Below are 18,753 nucleotides of genomic sequence, written 5' to 3'. Positions count from 1 at the left end.
CCGCACCTGTTCGGGCAATCGCGTTTCAACAAATGCGCGGAACGATGTTGCCGAGCGGCATGTCGACGATGCGGATGCCGCCGATCGCCGTGCGAAGGCCGACCTGCCCGGCCGCCTCCTCGCTGACTTCGCCGATGATCGCCGCCTGTGTGCCGTACGGCGACGCGCGCATGGCTTCGAGCGCCGCATCCGCCTCGCCCGCCGGCACGATGGCGATGCACTTGCCCTCGTTCGCGAGGTAGAGCGGGTCGAAGCCCAGGAGGTCGCAGACGCCGCGCACAGCCTCGCGCACGGGAATCGCGTCCTCGTCGATGAGGATGCCGCAGCCAGACGCTTCGGCGATCTCGTTGAGCACCGCCGCGACGCCGCCGCGCGTCGGATCGCGCAGGACAGCCGTGTGCGGTGCGGCGGCGAGCACGGCCTGCGTCAGCCCGGCGAGGGGTGCGCAGTCCGTCTTGATCTCACTTGGCAGCGCAAGTCCATGTCGCCCCGCGAGCACCGTCGCCGCATGGTCGCCGATGGTGCCGGAAAGCAGCACCTTCATGCCAGGCTTTGCCGCTTTCGGCGAGATGCGCGTGCCCGCGATGAGGTCGCCGACCCCTGCCGTGTTGATGAAGATGCCGTCCGCCTTGCCGCGCTCGACGACTTTCGTATCGCCCGTCACGATGGCGACGCCCGCCTCGTCAGCAGCCTTTCGCATCGCTGCGACGATTTTCCGCAGGTCTTCAAACGGGAATCCCTCCTCCAGGATGACGCCGGCGGAGAGGTAGCGCGGGACAGCGCCCGTCATCGCGAGGTCGTTGACCGTGCCGCAGACGGCGAGCTTGCCGATGTTGCCGCCGCGGAAAAAGAGCGGGCGCACGACGTATGAATCCGTCGTGAACGCGATTTCGCCGCGCATTTCAAGCCGTGCGCCATCGTGCAGCTCATTCAGGAGCGGATTGCCGAACGCCGGCAGGATGATTTCTTCCATGAGCGCATGGCTCATCCTGCCGCCCGCGCCATGCGCCATCGTCACCTTATCGTCTGCCATAGGAAAACCTCCCCTGTCCATACTTGTACCATGCCGCGCAGACGCCCTCGACGGAGACCATGCAGGGGCCTACGGCGTGTGTCGGCACGCATGCGCCCCCGAAGAGCGGGCATTCCCTCGGCGTCACGATGCCGCGCAGCACCTCGCCGCAGCGGCAGCCCGGTCTCCCCGCCCCCATGGGAATATCGAGCGGGAGGAGCCGCTCGATGTCGTAGTCCGCGAATGTTTCGCGCATCCTAAGCCCTGACTTCGGAATGATGCCGATGCCGCGCCAGGCCGCATCCGCTTCTTCGTAGACCATGTCCACGACGCGTCTCGCGACGGGGCTTCCGTCCGCGCGTACGACGCTCTCATACTCGTTCTCGATGCGCGCCTCGCCCGCCGACACCTGCTTCATGAGGCGGTAGAGCGAGCGCAGGATCTGGAGTGGCTCAAAGCCCGTGACGACGCCCGGCGTATGGAATTCGTCCGCCAGGAACGAATAGCACGAAAGCCCCGTGATGACGGAGACGTGCCCCGGCAGGATGAAGCCGTCGACCGCCACCAAAGGGTCCGCGAGCAGCGCGCGAAGCGCCGGCGGCACGAGCTTGTGCGCCGACAGCAGGTAGAGATTCGCAATCCCCGCTTCTTTTGCCGCGAGCACGGCGCCTGCCGCCGTCGGCGCCGTCGTCTCGAATCCGACCGCGAGAAAGACCACCTTCTTGCCGGGATTGTCCCGCGCAATGGGGAGCGCGTCCATCGGCGAGTAGACGATGCGGATGTCCGCGCCGTCCGCCTGCGCCTCGGCGAGACTCGATGCCGAGCCCGGCACTTTCAGCATATCGCCGAATGTCGCGAGGATCACGTCCGTGCGTTTTGCATAGGCGATCGCCTTGTCCATATAGGCATCGGGCGTCACGCAGACGGGACAGCCGGGACCTGAGACGAGCGCAACGCCCTCTGGCAGCATCTGGCGAAGCCCTGCACGAAAGATCGCGACGGTATGCGTGCCGCAGACCTCCATGAAGCGCAGGTTTCTCTCCGTCTCATCCGCCATGCGCCCGATCTCTGCGACGAGTCGTTTCGCGAGCGCCCTTTCCTCTGCCTTCGTCATGCGCCTGCCTCTGCGGGCGCCCCTTGCCGCGATGCCATCTCCGGGATATCCTCCAGCGTGCGCGGTGCGCCGTTCATCTCCGCGAGCAGCGCATTGGTCTCCTCGATGTCTTTCTCCGTCACGACCTGCATCGCAAACCCTGCATGGACGAGCACGCAGTCGCCGACCTCTGCCTCCGGCAGCAGCATCATCGACACGTCGCGCGTCACGCCGGAAAGCTCTACCTTGCCCATCGAACCATTTATTTCAAGCACCTTCGCCGGTACAGCCAAGCACATATTTCCTCCTTTTCCGCAATCTGCCGCAATCTGCCGCAATTCGCCATGCCACAGTCTTACGCCATGGATTTTCGGATTTCTTCCTCGGCGACGGTCTGAAAGTCCATCCTGCCCGCCGCTTCCTTCCCGCGCGCTTCGATTCCCCAGTCCTTGAGGATCGCGATCCCTTCCGCTGCGACCTCGGGAACGAGCGCCAGCATCTCGTCCGACAGCGCGACGCCCGCCTCAAGGTCGTACGGCTGCGCGCCGATGACCGCGACTTCGGGGATCTTCTTCCCCGTCACCGCGAGCAGGGCGAGCACGTCCTGAATGCCGACTTCATGCGCGCTGAGCTTTTCCTGAAAATGCGCCATGACCGCATCGTTGCGGAATGCGAAGCGCGTGCCCGGCACCTTGCCGCCGTTGATGGAATCGATGACGAGAAGCTTCTTCGTCCCCGTCACGTACTGCGTGAGCTCGATGCCGAGCGTGCCGCCGTCGACGATCTGCACGCAGCCCGGAAATGTGTAGTGCGCGTCGAGATACTCCGCAACGCGCACGCCGAATCCCTCATCGCGCAGGATGACATTGCCAACGCCGAGGATCGTGACCTCCGACGGGTGGAGCACAAAATTCCAATCCGCCTGTTCGCGTCCTGCCATCTCCTGCCTCCTCATGCTTCTTCCTTCGCCGCGATGCGTGCGAGCAGCCAGTCACACCAAGCCGAAAGCCCCATGTCCTGCGTGCAGGACAATTCGATGATGTCCATGCCGGGATGAAGCGTCTGGATGTCGTCCCTCGCTGCCGCCATATCGAAATCGCAGTACGGCAAAAGATCGGCCTTGTTGAGGAGCGCGATCGCGGATTCCTTGAAAATCAGCGGGTATTTCATCGGCTTGTCGTCGCCCTCCGTGATCGAGAGCACGACCGCCTTCTCGTCCTCGCCGACCGCGAATTCCGCAGGGCAGACGAGGTTGCCGACGTTCTCGACGAGGAGCAGGTCAAGTGCCCCTAGATCCAGCTTCTTCGCGACCTTCTGCACCATCGGCGCGTCGAGGTGGCAGCCGCCCGCCGTGTTGATCTGGATGACGGGCACGCCGTGCCGCTCGATGCGGTCGGCGTCCCGGCTCGTGAAGAGGTCGCCCTCGATGACCGCCATGCGCGTCCTTCCCTTGAGCCGCTCCATCGTGCGCTCCAGGAGCGATGTCTTGCCCGCGCCCGGCGAGCCCATGAGATTGAGCACGTAGACGTTCTTCTCGCGAAAGAGCGCTTGGTTCTCCGCCGCCACGCGGTCGTTTTCACCCAAAATATTTTTCATGACCTCGATTTCTGCCAAGCTAGTCCACCTCCAAATACTTCACCTGCATCTCGCGCCCCGAGATCGTCTCAAGAACGCCGTCCCCGCATGCGGGGCACCAAAAATCGTAGTGCGAAATGGGAAACTCCCTGCCGCATTTCGTACAGCGCCCGCGAAGCGGCACGTGCTCAATCGCGAGCTTCGCGCCGTCTGCGATCGTCCCCTTTGCCAGCATCCCAAAGGAGAAGACCAAGGAGTCCACGACCACGCCCGACATGTCGCCGATCAAAAGCCCGATCTCTGCAATGCGCTTCGCGTCATTGCGCTTCCCGTAGTCGAGGGCAATATCCAAGATCCCCTCCGCGATCGCCATCTCGTGCATCATCGTCTCCCATGCGTCCATCCAAAAGCACCGCAAGCACAAGTCCAAGCCCGCACATCAAGCCAGACGCGTCTGTCGCGTCAAGCACGCATCGGATGCAGCGCAGCTGTCGCACGGCCTGCCCTGCTTGCCGTGGCACGGCGTCCATAAGCGAGCCATAGTGGAGCAAGCGTCAAGACGCCCTCCCGATTCTCCCCCGTCCGATTGTCTCGTCCAAACGACGTGCGTTTGACAAGAGGACGGTATGCAGAGAAACGGGAGGGCGTCAGCTCGCGCAGCGATGCGTTCGCATCGACGCGCATCCACCTGCGGCCGTCTCACACCACGCCGCATCGACATACGCCCACCTGCGACAGATCAGCTGCCAAGCCACCAAGCCTTTTAGAGCGCCGCCTCGAGCCCGCGAGCCTGAAACACGCCCAAAATATCCATGAGCTTCGTCTTCTTCGGGCTGTAGTCGACGGTCGTCTCGCCGTCGTGCGCGTGGATGTGGACGTACAATACACCGGGAAGCCCCAGCAGCGCCTTTTCCGCGTCCTTCGCGCTCGCTTCCGTATAGCCTGTCACCTGAAACTGCAGGCGCGTGTTGCCATTCGTCTCGCCGCAGCCGCATTCCTTACACATAAAACCGTCTCCTTATAACGGAAGCTGCTCCCGCACACGCGTGCCGCAGCCGCCTTCCCTTGATTTCCTCTTATTTTCCTTCGCTTTCCTTGCCGAGCTCGCAAGCGTCGAGCGGCGTATGCTCGAGGAACTTGACCCCCGAGAACATGCTCGAAGCCTCGCCCTCTGCCTCCATGATATCCGCGCGTGCGACCATATAGACGTGACCGATCGCGAAGACCATGATGAGCCATGCGACGATGTGATGCACCCAGTGCGTGACCATCTCATCACAGAGCACGACGTTCACCCAAAGGAACAGGCTCGATCCGATCGAGTTCGGGTTCTTCGCGAAGAACATCGCAAAGCCCGTCAGAATCTCGATGAGCACCAAGACGTAGAGCCCCGCGTACGACGCGCGCGCGAGCGGGTTGCGCAAAAACGGCGCATGCGTCGGCTTCAGCAGCATGTAGTGGAGCGCGACGTCAAGCGTCTCCCGGTAGAAATGCCCCTCCCAAACGCGCGGGAACAGCCGATCCCCCTTGTTGATGATAAAGCCGTAGATGCGCAGGATGAACGCCGCACAGAACGTGAACGCCGCGAGGAAGTGGATGTTGCGCACCCAGTTCGTGAAAAAGCTCGTGTACGTCGGCTCGATGCCGAGCACCACGGGAGGCTTCGTGATGAAGAGTCCCGTGATGAAGAGCGTCACGATCGCGACGACCATGATCCAGTGGAAAATGCGAAGAAACGGGCTGAAGATGTAGTAAACTTTGCGTTTCTCTTCCTTCATTGGTTTCATTGGAATCACCCTTTCCTCACTCATCGACCTTGATGCCGGCGTAAGGATCGGTCGTAAAGACGCGAATCTTCTCGCCCGCCGCGTTGAACATGTGCGTCGAGCACGCCATGCACGGATCGAACGAGCGGACGACGCGCGCGATTTCAAGCGGCTTGTCGGGGATCCCGACGTGCGTATCCATCATCGCAAGCTCGTATGCGCCATGCCCGCTCACCGCATCACGTGGGCAAGCGTTCCAAGTCGTCGGCACGACGCACTGGTAGTTCGCCGTTTTGCCGTCCTTGATGACGATGTAATGCGAAAGCGCGCCGCGCGGTGCTTCGTAGAGACCGACGCCCTTTGCCTCTTTCGGCCAGGAGGACGGATCCCACTTCTCCGCGTTCGCCATGCGCGTATCGCCCGCCTTGATGTTCGCGATGAGCTTGTCGAAGAAGAACTTGTTGACCTCTGCGGCAAGCTGCGCGTCGAGTGCGCGGGCAGCCGTGCGCCCGACCATCGTCGGGAGCCAGACTTCCGGCGCGAGGGCGAGAACCTTCGAGACTGCCGCGATCTGATCGAGCATCATCTTCTCTGCCCAAGTCGGCTCCGACAGCATGCCCTTCTGCGCCTTCGCGTAGACGATGATATAGCGTGCGAGCGGGCCGACTTCGCAGACCCTGCCGCGCCATTTCGGCGTCTTGAGCCAGGAATACTTGCCGCCTTCGTCGAGCGCCTTCCACTCCGTCGCGCTTCCATCCTTCGGTCCCGTGTACTTTGGGCTGGTCACGCCGTCCCAAGGATTGCGGTCCTTCGGTCCCTTTTCGGGGTACTCGTACCATGCGTGCTCAACGCCCTCCGTGAAGACCGCAGGATCGTTGAAATCCGCCTCGTTGATCTCGTAGATCTTCGCCGCTGCAAGCCCCTTGCCGAAGTCCTCGACCACGCCGTTGCAGCGTACGAGGAGGTTTTGGAAGAATCCGCCGTTCTGCGTGCCGGCAGACGGCTCGATCGGATACGCGCCGTAGCCGAGCACGCGCGTCTTCGCGAGGCCGCCGCCATCGACGCGGCCTGCCTTGACGTAGGCCGAGCCGATGGCGAGCACATCGGGAATGTAGAAGTTGTTTGCAAGCGTGCGGCCGAGATTGATCGCACGGTCCACGATGTCGAGGCGCGCCGTGTTCACCGGCGCGTTGCCGTCCTGCATCGAAACGGAGCAGGGCATGCCGCCGACGACGTAGTGCGGGTGCGGGTTCTTGCCGCCGAATATGACGTGCGGCGTGACGAGCTCGCGCTGCTTGTCAAGCATTTCGAGGTAATGTCCGACCGCCATGAGATGCACCTCAGGCGGAAGCAGCTTATAGTCGGGGTGATCCCACCAGTTCGCCGAGAAAATGCCGAGCTGCCCGCTCTCGACGATCGCCTTGAGCTTGTCCTTGAGCTCTGCGTAGTACTGCGGCGAAGCCTTCGGGAAATCGTGATCATAGGCTTCCGTATTCGACGTGCCCGGCGCGTGCAGCGGCAGGCGATATGCGCCGAGAACCGTGTTCTGGAGGTTCGCCGCAGCGACGGGGTCAGCCGCAAGCGCCTCGACGGGGCTGACCCAGTCGAGCGCATGAAGATGGTAGAAATGGACGACGTGATCGTGCACCGTCAGTGTCGCGGCCATGATGTTTCGGATGTAGTGCGCGTTCTTCGGGATCGTGATGCCGAGGGCGTCCTCGACGGCACGAAGCGAGCAAAGCGCGTGCGCCGACGTGCAGACGCCGCAGATGCGCTGGATGTACGCCCACGCATCGCGCGGGTCGCGGTCCTGCATGACGAGCTCGAGCCCGCGCCAGGCCGTGCCGGAAGAAATGGCGTCCGTCACCTTGCCCGTCGCTTCATCGACTTGTATTTCCGTGCGCAGATGGCCTTCGATTCTCGTGATTGGATCAATTACTACGTGTTTCATTTACTTCGTCACCTGCTCCCCGTTTTCTTTCGCCTTCTCCGCGCGATGCTTGTTGCGCTGCACGACGCTTGCCGCTGCGTGCGCTGCAACGCCGACCGCCGTCACGCCTGCGATCGCCGCGCCGATCTTGTCGACATCGCCGATCGGGTAAGCGAACTTCGGCAGGCGCTCGCTCATCGCGCCATCGTCCCAGAAATGCGCGTTCGAGCAGCCGATGCACGGCGCCCCCGACTGGATCGGATAGCTCATGCCCTGATACCAGCGCAGGTTGCCGCACGAATTGTACGTCTCAGGGCCGCGGCAGCCGAGCTTGTAGAGGCACCAGCCCGCCTTCGAGCCCGCGTCGTCATAGCTCTCCGCGAACATGCCCGCGTCGAAGAACGGACGGCGGTAGCACGTATCGTGGATGCGGTTGCCGTAGAACTGCTTCGGCTGTCCCGAGCCGTCGACCGGCGGGATCGTGCCGAAGAGCGCGACGTGCATGACAACGCCCGTCATGACCTCCGGGATCGGCGGGCAGCCCGGCACGTTCACCAGCGGCGTCTTGCCGACGAACTGCGCGATGCCAGAAGACCCCGTCGGGTTCGGATTTGCCGCCTGAATGCCGCCCGAAACAGCGCACGTGCCATACGCGATGACCGCCGCCGCATTCGCTGCCGCACGGCGAAGCGTCTCCGTGAACGTATGCCCGCCCGACATGCAGTAGACGCCACTATCCTTCGTGCAGGCGGCGCCCTCGACTGCGAGGATGTACTTCCCCTTGTACGTTTCGATGGTCTTTTCGAGATGCGCCTCAAACGGCTCGCCGCAGGCAGCGGCAAGCAGATGGTCGTACTCGAGTGCGATCTGCGTCAGGATGAGGTCCGACGCGAGCGGGGCGCCCGAACGGATGAACGACTCATCGCAGCCCGTGCACTCATGCCCATGGATCCAAATGACGACCGGCAGCGGCTTCGATTCCGCCGCCTCCACGACCTTCGGCAGCATGTCCGTCGACAGCCCCATCAGGGATGTCAATGCGACGCAGCCCTTTACGAAGCTGCGACGGCTCATGCCGCGCCTGAGATATACATCCCACATGCTCTCCCGTTTTTCCACGTCTTTTCCTCCTCTTTTCTCCTTGCGCATGAACCGTGTGCCTGCTCTTTGGCGCACGGCAAAACCATCATGCGGCGCAGTGAGGCCCCCTGCGGGTTTCCTCCCACACAGACGATTTTCAGATTTTCATACACCAACGATTTCTTTTTCGACAGGCAGATTCCAATCTCCTGCTAAAGTCGCGCATCTCTCATTCCTTTTTCGAAATCCACCTCGCTTTCGAAATCCATCCCGCCTGCAAGGCGCGCGGGCATTTCCTCGCGTCACACGGGAAACGATGGCGCGTATGCCTTGACTTCTTTTTTCTTTATGGTAGAATTATTTATGTAAACGTTTTCTTTTTTATGATTATGATAAGGGGGGCCGACCATGGGGATTCAGTACGACGCCAAGCACCAAGTATTCCACCTCTGCAACGACCGCATCAGCTACCTGCTCGCCGTCCTTCGGAACGGACAGCTCGGACAGCTCTACTTCGGGAGCCGCCTGCCTGCTGCGGGCGAGATGCCGAAGGGACATGACTACACCTACCTCTTCGAGGGCGTGAAGCGCGCGACTTCGTCGTACGTCTACGAGGGCGACTTCACCTTCTCGCTCGAACACGTACGGCAGGAGTATCCCGCTTACGGCACGACGGACTACCGCATGCCGGCGTTCGAGATCCGGCAGGAGGACGGCAGCCGCATTACGGACTTCGTCTACGCCTCGCATGAAATCATGGATGGAAAGCCAAAGCTCCAAGGCCTCCCCGCGACTTACGCCGAGCGCGCGGACGAGGCGCAGACGCTTGCCATCACGCTGCGCGACGAAAAAATCGACGCGGAACTCGTCCTTTCCTATACGATTTTCCGCGATTTTGATGCGATTGCCCGCCATGCATGCTTCCAAAACAACGGAAGTGCTGGCCTAGACATCACGCGCGCGATGAGCCTCTCCATCGACCTCCCGGACGCGGACTACGAAATGCTGCAGCTCTCTGGATGGTGGGCGCGCGAGCGTCACCTCGTCACGCGTCCGCTCGCGCCCGGCATTCAGTCCGTCGGCAGCCTGCGCGGCCATTCGGGGCACGTCCACAATCCGCTGCTCATCCTAAAGCGCCCGCACACAGATGAAAGCCAAGGCGAGGCGATTGGTTTCTCCCTCGTTTACAGCGGCAACTTTCTTGCGCAGGCGGAAGTCGACACGATGGACGTCACGCGCGTTTCCATGGGCATCCATCCGCACGCATTCGATTGGTGCCTTGCGCGCGGCGAGCACTTCCAGACGCCGGAAGCCGTCATGGTCTATGCGGCAGGCGGGCTCAACGCGATGAGCCAGACCTTCCACGCGCTCTACCGCACGCGCCTTGCACGCGGCACATGGCGCGACAAGGTGCGTCCGATCCTCATCAACAACTGGGAAGCGACGTACTTCGACTTTGACGAGGACAAGCTCCTGAAGATCGCCAGGACGGCGCATGACGTCGGCGTCGAACTCTTCGTGCTCGACGACGGCTGGTTCGGCGCGCGCTGCTCCGATACGAGCGGGCTCGGCGACTGGCAGCCGAACACGGATCGCCTGCCGAACGGCATCAAGGGGCTTTCCGAAAAGATACACGCGCTCGGCATGAAATTCGGTCTTTGGGTCGAGCTTGAGATGGCGAACAAGGACAGCGACCTCTACCGCGCCCATCCCGACTGGATCCTCCACGTCGACGGGCGCCGCGAGTCGCACGGGCGCAATCAGTACGTCCTCGACTTTTCGCGCAAGGAAGTCGTCGACTGCATCCACGATTCCATCGCGAAAGTCCTGCGCGCCTCCTCCGTCGACTACATCAAGTGGGACATGAACCGCAGCATTACGGAATGCGGCTCGAAAGGATTCCCCGCAAAAAGGCAGGGCGAGATCTTCCACCGCTACATTCTCGGCGTCTACGACCTCTACGAGCGCCTGCGCACCGAGTTCCCGCACATCCTCTTCGAGTCGTGCGCTTCGGGCGGCGGGCGCTTCGATCCCGGCATGCTCTACTACGCGCCGCAGGCATGGACGAGCGACGACACGGACGCCGTCGAGCGCCTTTCCATCCAATACGGCACGTCGTACGCCTACCCGATCGTCTCGATGGGCTCGCACGTCTCCGCCGTGCCGAACCATCAGGTTTTCCGCGAGACCTCGCTCAAGATGCGCGGCGACGTCGCCTACTTCGGCACATTCGGGTACGAGCTCGACCTCGGCACGCTGTCCGCGGAAGAACTCGCGGAAGTGCGCGGGCAGATCGCCTTCATGAAAGAGCACCGCGAGCTCATCCAGCATGGCACGTTCTACCGCCTCAAAAGCCCGTTTGCGGGCAATGTCACCGCGTGGATGGTCGTCTCCGCAGACAAGAAAAAAGCCCTCGTCGGCTGCTACAAGGTCTTGAACTCCACCTGCAGCCCCTTCCAGCGCCTCCGCCTCCAGGGACTCGACGCCAGGGCGGACTACGCCGTCAAGATCGACGGGCGCACGGACTTCGGCGACTACACGGGCGCAGAGCTCATGCGCGCCGGTCTCGTCACGAGCGATTTCTCCGCAGGCGAAGCGCCGCGCGAGGCGGGCAAGCACTGCACCGACTACTGGTCGCGCCTCTACGTGCTCAAAGCGAAGGGCTGACGCCCGCCTGCGAACCGCGAAAGCAGCGGAGCCGATTCTGTGAGGTTGCCGCGAGAAGGTTTGACGGAACGATAGGCGTATAGTATACTACGACAGCAAATACAAATTAGCAGGTTCGGTGCCCCTCGGGGCGTAACAGGGAAATCGGTGCAATGCCGATGCGGTCCCGCCGCCGTAATGCTGAGGATGCCCGAATATGTCACTGGGAGACTGGGAAGGCAGGGCAACGATGAAGCAGAGCCGGAAGACCTACCGAATCTTGTACGTCGGAGTGCGGTGCCGTTGGCGCGCCCCCTACTGCATCCTGCGATGGACAGGACGGCAGATTCTTTCGTGTGGAAAAGCCGTCCTATTGGGGCGGCTTTTTTGTGGGCATATTGGCACATCCTGTGCAGGGCGAAAAGACGAAGGATCTAGGGGGACATGGAAATGACAAAACGAAATTTGGCTTTCGTGGCCGCGCTGGTGACGCTCGGCGCGGCGTGGACGTACCCGGCCGCAGCGCAGGAGAGCGATGCCGCCGTCCCGGCCGCAGCAGGGGAACCTGCGGCGGCAGAAACGCCGGCGGCGCAGGAGGACCAGCCAGCAGAAAAAGCCGCGGACAGCAACGCCCACGAACTTCAAGAGACGGTCGTGACAGCGCGCCGCACGGAACATGACGGCTTTGTCACACGGCACGGGACGTTCGGCTTCCTCGGTGAGAAGGACGCCATGGATGTCCCGTTTACGACGACGAACATGACGCAGAAGGCGATCCAAGCCTTCGGCGACCCAACGCAACCACTCGACAGTGTGCTCCGCATCTCACCGTCGATTCGTGCAACGGGCAGCATCCTGCACAACGATTTCCAGCATCGGGGCTTTCGCGCGAATGGAACCAGCCTGTATGTCAATGGCGTGCCGGGGATGTTCACGCAGTTCAACGCGCCGATGTATGTCATCGGGAAGGCGGACGTGGTTTCGGGACCGAACAGCGGCCTATCGGGCACTGGGACGCAGTACGAGTCCTCGGCGGCGGGCGGTCTTGTGAACCTTACGACGAAGCGCGCGGGCTATCGTGACCTAACACGTTTCACGCTCACCCACGGCGGGCAGAGCATGGGCGGCGCCTATCTCGACCTCTCCCGCCGCTTTGGCAGGGACAAGGATTGGGGCGCACGGCTCATGGCAGAGAAGGTGGACGGCGAGACCGCAGTCGATGGGCAGAAGGTAAAGGCGTCGAGCATCTATATCAACCTCGACCACAGCGATGCAAAAAGCAAGACAAACTTCTTTACGGGCTATCGTCAGAACGAGGTCGTCGGCGGCGTGCGCTGGTTCAAGCTCGGCACTGGGGTGACCCGCTTCCCGTCTGTGCCAAAGGCATCGCGCAGCTACGCGTTTGACGGCATGGACAAGGAATCCTATGGCTGGATGATGATCCTCAACCACGAGCAGAAATTCTCGAAGGATTGGAACTGGTTTGTCAACGCAGGCTATCTCAAGAACAAGCTGAACAAGAATGTCATGCCTGAGTACAGCGCCGTGACGATCCTAAACGACGCAGGGGATTTCGCGCTGAAATCCCAGACGACGGGAACACCGCAGCGTGCGAGTTACCTGCAGGCGGGCGTGAGCGGCAAGGCAAGGACGGGCAGGGCAGAGCATACGCTGACGCTTGCGGCAGACCGCGCATGGCGGAATCTCGGCGGTGTGTTCGGCTTTTCCACCACGAGCCTTGGGACGGGGAATATCTACACGGGGATCCTTCATCAGGCGCAGATGCCGCCGACGGACTACGTGGCGGGGACGAAGAGCAAGACGACGATCAAGGGCATTTCCTTTGTTGATTCGGTTGATTTGGACAAGTGGAATCTGATGGTCGGGGTGCATCACCACACTGCCGACGTGGACAGCTACAATCGGGCGGGGCATATAACCTCGAGCGTTTCGTCCAGTGCGACGACCCCGACGCTTGCGCTGGCCTATCATCCGACAAAGGATACAGCGGTCTATGTCAGCCATGCAGAGTACTTTAATGTCGGTTCGGTGGTTGGCAGTTCGTATGTGAATAGCGGCGAGATCCTGCCGCCTGCGAAGACGAAACAAAACGAGATCGGCGTCAAGTATGCGAACAAGGGCGTTCTCTACTCGCTCGCACTCTTTGACATCACACAGGCAAATAACATAGCCGTGAACAACTACCTGCGGCAGGATGGGAAGGACCGTCACCGTGGGGCAGAATTCGGCATGGCGGGGAAGATCGCGTCGAAATGGACACTTGCGGCGGGGCTGACCTATATGAATGCAACAAATGAAAAGACGAAGGGCGGCGTACTCGACGGTGTGGCAAAGGATGGCCAGCCGCGCTGGCATGGCTCCTTGACGGCACAGTATGCAGCGGATGATCGGTTCAGTGCCTTCGGTCGCATTTCCTATGCGGGCAGTGCCTATATACTGAACGAAAGGTTCAAAGCTCCTTCGTTTACGGTGCTCGATCTCGGTATGACGTATAAGACGAAGCTGGGCACTGTGCCAACAACGTTCGGCTTAACCCTGTACAACGCACTAAACAAGGACTACTGGATGGTCTCGCGCGACAACAACAATCTCATTCTCTCGACGCCGCGCACGCTCGCGCTCACGATGTCAATGGATCTCTAAAGGAAGAAAAGCAGGGAGGGCAGACGTTTTTCCTGCCCTTTTTGTCGCTCCAAAAGGGGGATGGATGTCCTATGCGATTTTTGCGTGCCCTGTTCCTGCTCATACTCCTGACCGCCGTCGCAGGCTGCGGGCAAAGGGCAGAGCAGGGGGAATCCGAGCATGCTGCGACAGACGGGGATACCATCGTGCTCGCCGCCTACCGCCAGCTTGCGCCAGGCGAAAATGACGGCTACTACTGCAGCAGGATCCTCGATGTCTGGGAACCGCTCATCACGGCGGACGAGGAGACGGGCGAGCCCGCGCCATGCCTCGCGACCTCATGGGAGATGCTGGAGGGAGGACGCGTCTGGGTGTTTCACCTGCGCGCGGGAGTCCGCTTCCACGACGGCACGCCCCTTACGGCGCAGGCTGTCGTCACGAATTTGGACTGGATGGCAAAAGAGCCGCGCAGTACGGCATTCTATGCGCGCAGCCGCAAGACTTACTATCCAAATCTCGTGCACGTGGAGGCACTCGATGAGCTGACGGTGCGCATGACGTTCTCCCAACCGAACATCAACCAACTCTATAATATGATGAATTTCGGCAGCCCGGTCTATGCCCCCTCCTGTCTTGCGGATGACGGCAATTTCTCAGGCGTTGCGGTCGGGACGGGTCCATTTCGCATCGTGGAGAACGTGAAGGACCGCTATGTCCTCCTCGAACGCAATGAAAACTACTACGGCGAGAAGGCGCGCGCGCGCCGCATCATGGTGCGCAGCATCCCGAGTCCAGAGGTACGCTTCGCTGCGCTCAAGGCGGAGGAGATCATGGGCGTCTTGGATCTCAATGCGATGCCGCCCGTGCTCGCCGACGAGCTGGCGCAGGATGAACGGTTCGCCGTCTCGACGAGCCGCTCCATCATGGTGCGTTATCTCGCGATGAATGGGACGCGCCATCCATTTGACGATGTGCGGATGCGCCGCGCGGTGAGTCTCCTGATCAACCGCCGCCTGCTCGTGGACGCGCTCTATCTCGGCTACGCGACACCGACAATGAACCTCTTGAGCATAGCAAGCCCTTTTTACAAGGCGTTTCCTATAGAACAGGATGCCACGGAAGCAAAGCGGCTCGCGCACGAAGTGCTCGGCGATAGGCGGCAAAAGGTCGTCTACTGCGTGAACGGCGCGGATCCGATCGCCAAGGGCGAGGCGGAGCTGATCGCCTACTGGCTCGCGGATCTCGGACTCGATGTGCGCATTGAGGCACTTGAGTCGCCCATGATGACGGCGGTAATGCGGCGCGGGGACTATGATATGGCGCGCTCGCAGCAGGGACTGCCGAGCGGCGATCCCCTATACGTGTTCAACGGTTTTTTCTCGCCAAACGGAACGCGTAACAAGGCTCTATCCCTCGGCTATGACAACCCCGAGATCGATACTCTGCTGGCAGCGTTGAACACCGAGCCCGATGAGGGAAAGCGACGCGCGATGTTTGATCGGATCCAAGCGATCAGCGTGGCAGAGCAGCCGCTGGTTCCGCTCTACTACGATGAAACCATTGCAGTCTATAACAAGGCGCGCCTGACGGGCTATCGTGCCCTGCGCTATGGCGTGTCCCTGCGGGAGGTAAATTGGCGATGAATGCATGGCAGCGATACATTGCATGGCGGCTTCTCGGTGCGCTGCCCGTGCTCTTCGGCATCAGCCTGCTCGCCTTTATCCTTGCCCAGCTCTCGCCGGGCGATCCAGCGGAGATCCTGCTCGAGGGCGCAGGGACGGGGATGCCGTCCGATGCGGAGGTCGCCGCGCTGCGCAGCTATCTCGGACTCGATGCACCGCCCTACGTGCAGTATGGGCTTTGGCTTTGGCGTCTCCTGCATGGTGACGGCGGAATGTCCTACCATTTGGGAATTCCGGTCTTTACCGCTCTTTTGGATCGCCTGCCCGTGACGGCGGCCCTTGCGGGAGCGGCGCTCCTTTGGGCGATGGCTGGCGGCATCGGTCTCGGTCTCTTGATGGTGCGGCTTCGCGGGACGGCAGCGATGCTGCTTCGCGGGATGGCACAGGTCATGCTCGCAGTGCCGTCCTTCCTGACGGCGATCCTTCTCATCCTCGTCTTTGGCGTCTGGCTGCATGTCCTGCCGACCAACGGGGTGGAGTCAGCGGCGGGCTATCTCCTGCCCTCACTCGCGCTCGCCCTTGTGACACTCGCGATGACAGCACAGCTCCTCGATGCGCATCTGCGCGAGGCGCTTTCCTCGCTCTATGCCCAGACGGCACGCCTGCGCGGGCTTTCCGAAACGCGCGTGCTCCTCTCCTATGCGCTGCCCAACGCGCTCGTGCCCGTGACGGCCATGCTCGGCAATTTCGCAGCGGCAGTGCTCGGCGGAGCGATCATTGTAGAAACGGTCTTTGCCCTTCCGGGAATCGGATCGCTTGCGCTCGAGGCGATTCACTATCGGGACTATCCGCTGCTGCAGGGTTACGTGCTCTTCTTGGGCGGCATCTACGTTTTGGTGACGCTCGCAGTGGATCTCGTGCTGGCACGCATGGATCCGCGCATTGCCCTAGGAGGTGAGCGCTGATGGATCGAATGACGGGCTATGCCGCTCTCCTCGTGCTGGCGGGAATCGTGCTGTCGGGGATCTTCGCCCCGCAGCTCGCCCCGATGAATCCGTTCGAACCAAATATGGCGATCCGTCTGCAGCCCCCCTCCATGGCGCACCTCCTCGGAACGGACGCACTCGGACGCGACCTGCTCAGCCGCATGCTCTACGGCGGGCGCAGTGCGCTCCTTCTCTCCCTCGTCTCGACGCTGCTCGCGCTCGGCATTGGTACGCTCGTAGGGATGCTTGCAGGCTATTTCGGCGGCCGGACGGATGCCGCACTCACAACGCTGACCAATATCTTTCAAGGAATTCCGGGCATCAGTTTCATGGTAGCAGTGGCGGGATTCGTCGGTCCCGGCGTCACGGGGCTCCTGCTCGCACTCGTGGCGGGTTCGTGGGCAGGTTTTTCGCGCATCGTGCGCGCAGAGGTGATGCAGCGCGCAGCAGAGCCGTACGTCGAGCAGCTTCGCGTCCTCGGCTGCAGTGATGGGCGCATCATCCTCTTCCATCTTCTGCCCGCACTCGGCGGAACCCTCCTCGTGCTCGGCACGCTGCGGCTCGGACGCGGCGTGCTTGCAGTCGCAGGACTCAGCTTCCTCGGACTCGGCGTCCAGCCGCCGACGCCAGACTGGAGCACGATGATCAGCGATGCCATGCTCTACTATCGGCAGGCGCCGCATCTCATCATCGTCCCAGGAGCGGCGATCATCCTGCTCGTGAGCTCGCTCAACTTAGTCGGACAGATGCTGCATCGGCGTCTCGACGTTCGGCAGGAGGTACGCGGATGACGGCACAGGAAAACGGATTTGCCGTGCACGATCTCACGGTCTGCTACCCGAACGGAGTGCGGGCGCTCAACGGCGTGAGCGCGACCTTTCCCGCGGGCGAAGTCACGGCGATCATCGGGGAGAGCGGCAGCGGGAAGTCAACGCTCGGACAGGCACTCTACGGCGCACTGCCTGCAGGCGCACAGGCGAGCGGCAGCATCCGATTTGCGGGCATGGATGTGCTTGCCTGCCCGCAAGCGATCCTGCGTACGCAGTACTGGGGCAAACAGTGGGGCATCGTGCCGCAGTTGCCGCGCGCCGCACTCAGCCCCGTGCATCGGATCGGGCGGCAATTAGCGGACGTGCGGCGCGGTGCAGGGCGCCCGCCATGGGATGCGGCAGCATATATATCCCTTCTCGAACGGTTCGGGTTCGACGATCCGCAGCGCATCCTGCACGCCTATCCCCACGAACTGTCTGGTGGCATGCTGCAGCGCGTGCTCTGTGCGATGGCGGATGCGGGCGAACCGTCATGGATCCTTGCCGATGAACCGACGAAAGGGCTCGATCCAGCCGTATGGCAGATGGTCGCAGAGGAGCTGTCCTGCCTCGCCGCACGCGCAGGCGGCTCCTTTCTCCTCATCACGCACGACCTCCCGCTTGCGCGGCGTTTGGCGGACCGCGTCGTCGTCCTGCAGGCGGGGCAGATCGTCACACAAGGGCGGGCAGATGAAGCGGTGAATGCCCAAGTGGAAGAATCCGCCCACACCGCCAAGCGGGAGGTACGCCGAGTGGATCCCGTGCCGCCAAAAGATCACGCTGTCCTTGCAGCAGAGGGCGTGACAAAATACATGCGCGACCGTAGGAGCGGCGCGCAGATGCGCGTGCTCACGGACTGCAGCCTGACGGTCGACACAGGACGTGCGGTTGGGCTCGAAGGGCAAAGCGGCGCAGGAAAGAGCACGCTCGTACGGATCCTGCTCGGACTCCTGCCCACCGATGACGGCACCGTGCGCTGGAATGGCCGTGATATCGCCGCGCTTCCGCGTGCCGATGCCCCCGCCTTTCACAGAGACGTGCAGCTTGTCGCACAGAACCCGGAACAGGCGTTTGATCCGCGCCGCAGCATCGGGATGAGCCTTGCCGAGGTCTTTGCCGTCCATCCCATTTTACTGCGCGCGGGGCGAACGAAAAGGGAGCAGGTCATAGACGCGCTTTCGGCAGCAGAGCTGACGGAGCACATCCTCGCGCGCTATCCGCACGAGCTCTCAGGAGGAGAGCTTCAGCGCGCGGCAATTGCGCGGGCACTCCTCACAAAGCCGCGCATCCTGCTCCTAGACGAGCCGACGACCATGCTCGACATTTCCCTGCAGGCGCAGATCCTGGATCTATTCCTGCGCCTGCGCACCGAGCGAGGACTTGGCATGCTCCTCATCTCACATGAGCACGCATTGCTCCGTGACTTTGCCGACACGATTCATTTGCTGGAGGCAGGACGCGTGCTATGAGCACGCACGCCTGCAAGGGAAATCAAGGAAGGAAATGGCACCCATGGGGAAAAGCAGTTGACCGCAGCGATCATCACCGCCCTCACGGCACTCAGTGCCTCAGCGTATGCTGCACTATGGGA

The 18,753-nt window shown here is 61.9% G+C and carries 17 protein-coding genes and 1 riboswitch; of the genes, 6 read left to right on the top strand and 11 right to left on the bottom strand.

Annotated features, from left to right (window positions below; translation table 11 throughout):
* Positions 1-25 precede the first annotated feature (25 nt).
* From hypE to HMPREF1985_RS07100, 11 genes are all read right to left on the bottom strand, one after another.
* Entirely contained in the window at positions 26-1,033 is a 1,008-nt protein-coding gene (hypE, locus tag HMPREF1985_RS07150) for a hydrogenase expression/formation protein HypE (RefSeq protein ID WP_021771887.1), read from the bottom strand.
* Complete coding sequence (hypD, locus tag HMPREF1985_RS07145) at positions 1,020-2,126, bottom strand: hydrogenase formation protein HypD (protein ID WP_021771886.1); 1,107 nt, start codon at positions 2,124-2,126, stop codon at positions 1,020-1,022. Before hypD ends, hypE begins: the two co-directional genes overlap by 14 nt.
* Positions 2,123-2,404 (bottom strand): HypC/HybG/HupF family hydrogenase formation chaperone, encoded by a 282-nt coding sequence (locus HMPREF1985_RS07140; protein WP_021771885.1) that lies wholly within the window; start codon positions 2,402-2,404, stop codon positions 2,123-2,125. The genes hypD and HMPREF1985_RS07140 overlap by 4 nt, the downstream gene beginning before the upstream one ends.
* Before the next feature lie 56 nt (positions 2,405-2,460).
* Positions 2,461-3,045, bottom strand: coding sequence for a HyaD/HybD family hydrogenase maturation endopeptidase (locus HMPREF1985_RS07135; RefSeq protein WP_040637388.1), 585 nt, complete (start codon positions 3,043-3,045; stop codon positions 2,461-2,463).
* Positions 3,046-3,056: 11 nt separating this feature from the next.
* The gene (gene hypB, locus HMPREF1985_RS07130; RefSeq protein WP_021771883.1) at positions 3,057-3,701 is read right to left on the bottom strand and encodes a hydrogenase nickel incorporation protein HypB; all 645 of its coding nucleotides are present in this window, start codon (positions 3,699-3,701) and stop codon (positions 3,057-3,059) included.
* Between the two features lie 19 nt (positions 3,702-3,720).
* Entirely contained in the window at positions 3,721-4,062 is a 342-nt protein-coding gene (hypA, locus tag HMPREF1985_RS07125) for a hydrogenase maturation nickel metallochaperone HypA (protein WP_040637387.1), read from the bottom strand.
* 80 nt (positions 4,063-4,142) lie between these two features.
* Positions 4,143-4,364, bottom strand: a complete 222-nt coding sequence (locus HMPREF1985_RS11600; RefSeq protein ID WP_021771881.1) for a hypothetical protein — start codon at positions 4,362-4,364, stop codon at positions 4,143-4,145.
* A 79-nt stretch (positions 4,365-4,443) separates the two neighbouring features.
* Entirely contained in the window at positions 4,444-4,686 is a 243-nt protein-coding gene (locus tag HMPREF1985_RS07115) for a hypothetical protein (RefSeq protein ID WP_021771880.1), read from the bottom strand.
* A 70-nt stretch (positions 4,687-4,756) separates the two neighbouring features.
* Positions 4,757-5,458 carry a Ni/Fe-hydrogenase, b-type cytochrome subunit gene (gene cybH, locus HMPREF1985_RS07110; protein WP_040637386.1) on the bottom strand — a complete coding sequence of 234 codons (702 nt, stop codon included), beginning with the start codon at positions 5,456-5,458 and terminating at the stop codon, positions 4,757-4,759.
* A gap of 25 nt (positions 5,459-5,483) precedes the next feature.
* On the bottom strand, positions 5,484-7,397 hold the full coding sequence (locus HMPREF1985_RS07105) for a nickel-dependent hydrogenase large subunit (RefSeq protein WP_021771878.1): 1,914 nt from the start codon (positions 7,395-7,397) through the stop codon (positions 5,484-5,486).
* The gene (locus tag HMPREF1985_RS07100) at positions 7,398-8,495 is read right to left on the bottom strand and encodes a hydrogenase small subunit (RefSeq protein ID WP_040637384.1); all 1,098 of its coding nucleotides are present in this window, start codon (positions 8,493-8,495) and stop codon (positions 7,398-7,400) included.
* Positions 8,496-8,864: 369 nt separating this feature from the next.
* Between HMPREF1985_RS07100 and HMPREF1985_RS07095 the strand changes: the two genes are divergently transcribed.
* The 6 genes from HMPREF1985_RS07095 (at position 8,865) to HMPREF1985_RS07070 (ending at position 18,631) form a co-directional block, all read left to right on the top strand.
* Positions 8,865-11,123, top strand: a complete 2,259-nt coding sequence (locus HMPREF1985_RS07095; protein ID WP_021771876.1) for an alpha-galactosidase — start codon at positions 8,865-8,867, stop codon at positions 11,121-11,123.
* Between the two features lie 99 nt (positions 11,124-11,222).
* Positions 11,223-11,395: riboswitch (cobalamin riboswitch) on the top strand.
* 157 nt (positions 11,396-11,552) lie between these two features.
* On the top strand, positions 11,553-13,766 hold the full coding sequence (locus HMPREF1985_RS07090; protein WP_081695818.1) for a TonB-dependent receptor: 2,214 nt from the start codon (positions 11,553-11,555) through the stop codon (positions 13,764-13,766).
* Between the two features lie 71 nt (positions 13,767-13,837).
* The gene (locus tag HMPREF1985_RS07085; protein ID WP_021771874.1) at positions 13,838-15,388 is read left to right on the top strand and encodes an ABC transporter substrate-binding protein; all 1,551 of its coding nucleotides are present in this window, start codon (positions 13,838-13,840) and stop codon (positions 15,386-15,388) included.
* Positions 15,385-16,332, top strand: coding sequence for an ABC transporter permease (locus tag HMPREF1985_RS07080; protein WP_021771873.1), 948 nt, complete (start codon positions 15,385-15,387; stop codon positions 16,330-16,332). Before HMPREF1985_RS07085 ends, HMPREF1985_RS07080 begins: the two co-directional genes overlap by 4 nt.
* Positions 16,332-17,144, top strand: a complete 813-nt coding sequence (locus HMPREF1985_RS07075; protein WP_021771872.1) for an ABC transporter permease — start codon at positions 16,332-16,334, stop codon at positions 17,142-17,144. The genes HMPREF1985_RS07080 and HMPREF1985_RS07075 overlap by 1 nt, the downstream gene beginning before the upstream one ends.
* Positions 17,141-18,631, top strand: coding sequence for an ABC transporter ATP-binding protein (locus tag HMPREF1985_RS07070; protein ID WP_021771871.1), 1,491 nt, complete (start codon positions 17,141-17,143; stop codon positions 18,629-18,631). Before HMPREF1985_RS07075 ends, HMPREF1985_RS07070 begins: the two co-directional genes overlap by 4 nt.
* The last annotated feature ends 122 nt before the right edge of the window (positions 18,632-18,753 follow it).

Source organism: Mitsuokella sp. oral taxon 131 str. W9106 (assembly GCF_000469545.1).
In the GTDB taxonomy this organism is placed as follows: domain Bacteria; phylum Bacillota; class Negativicutes; order Selenomonadales; family Selenomonadaceae; genus AWVT01.
This window is presented reverse-complemented; position numbering and strand designations above follow the sequence as displayed.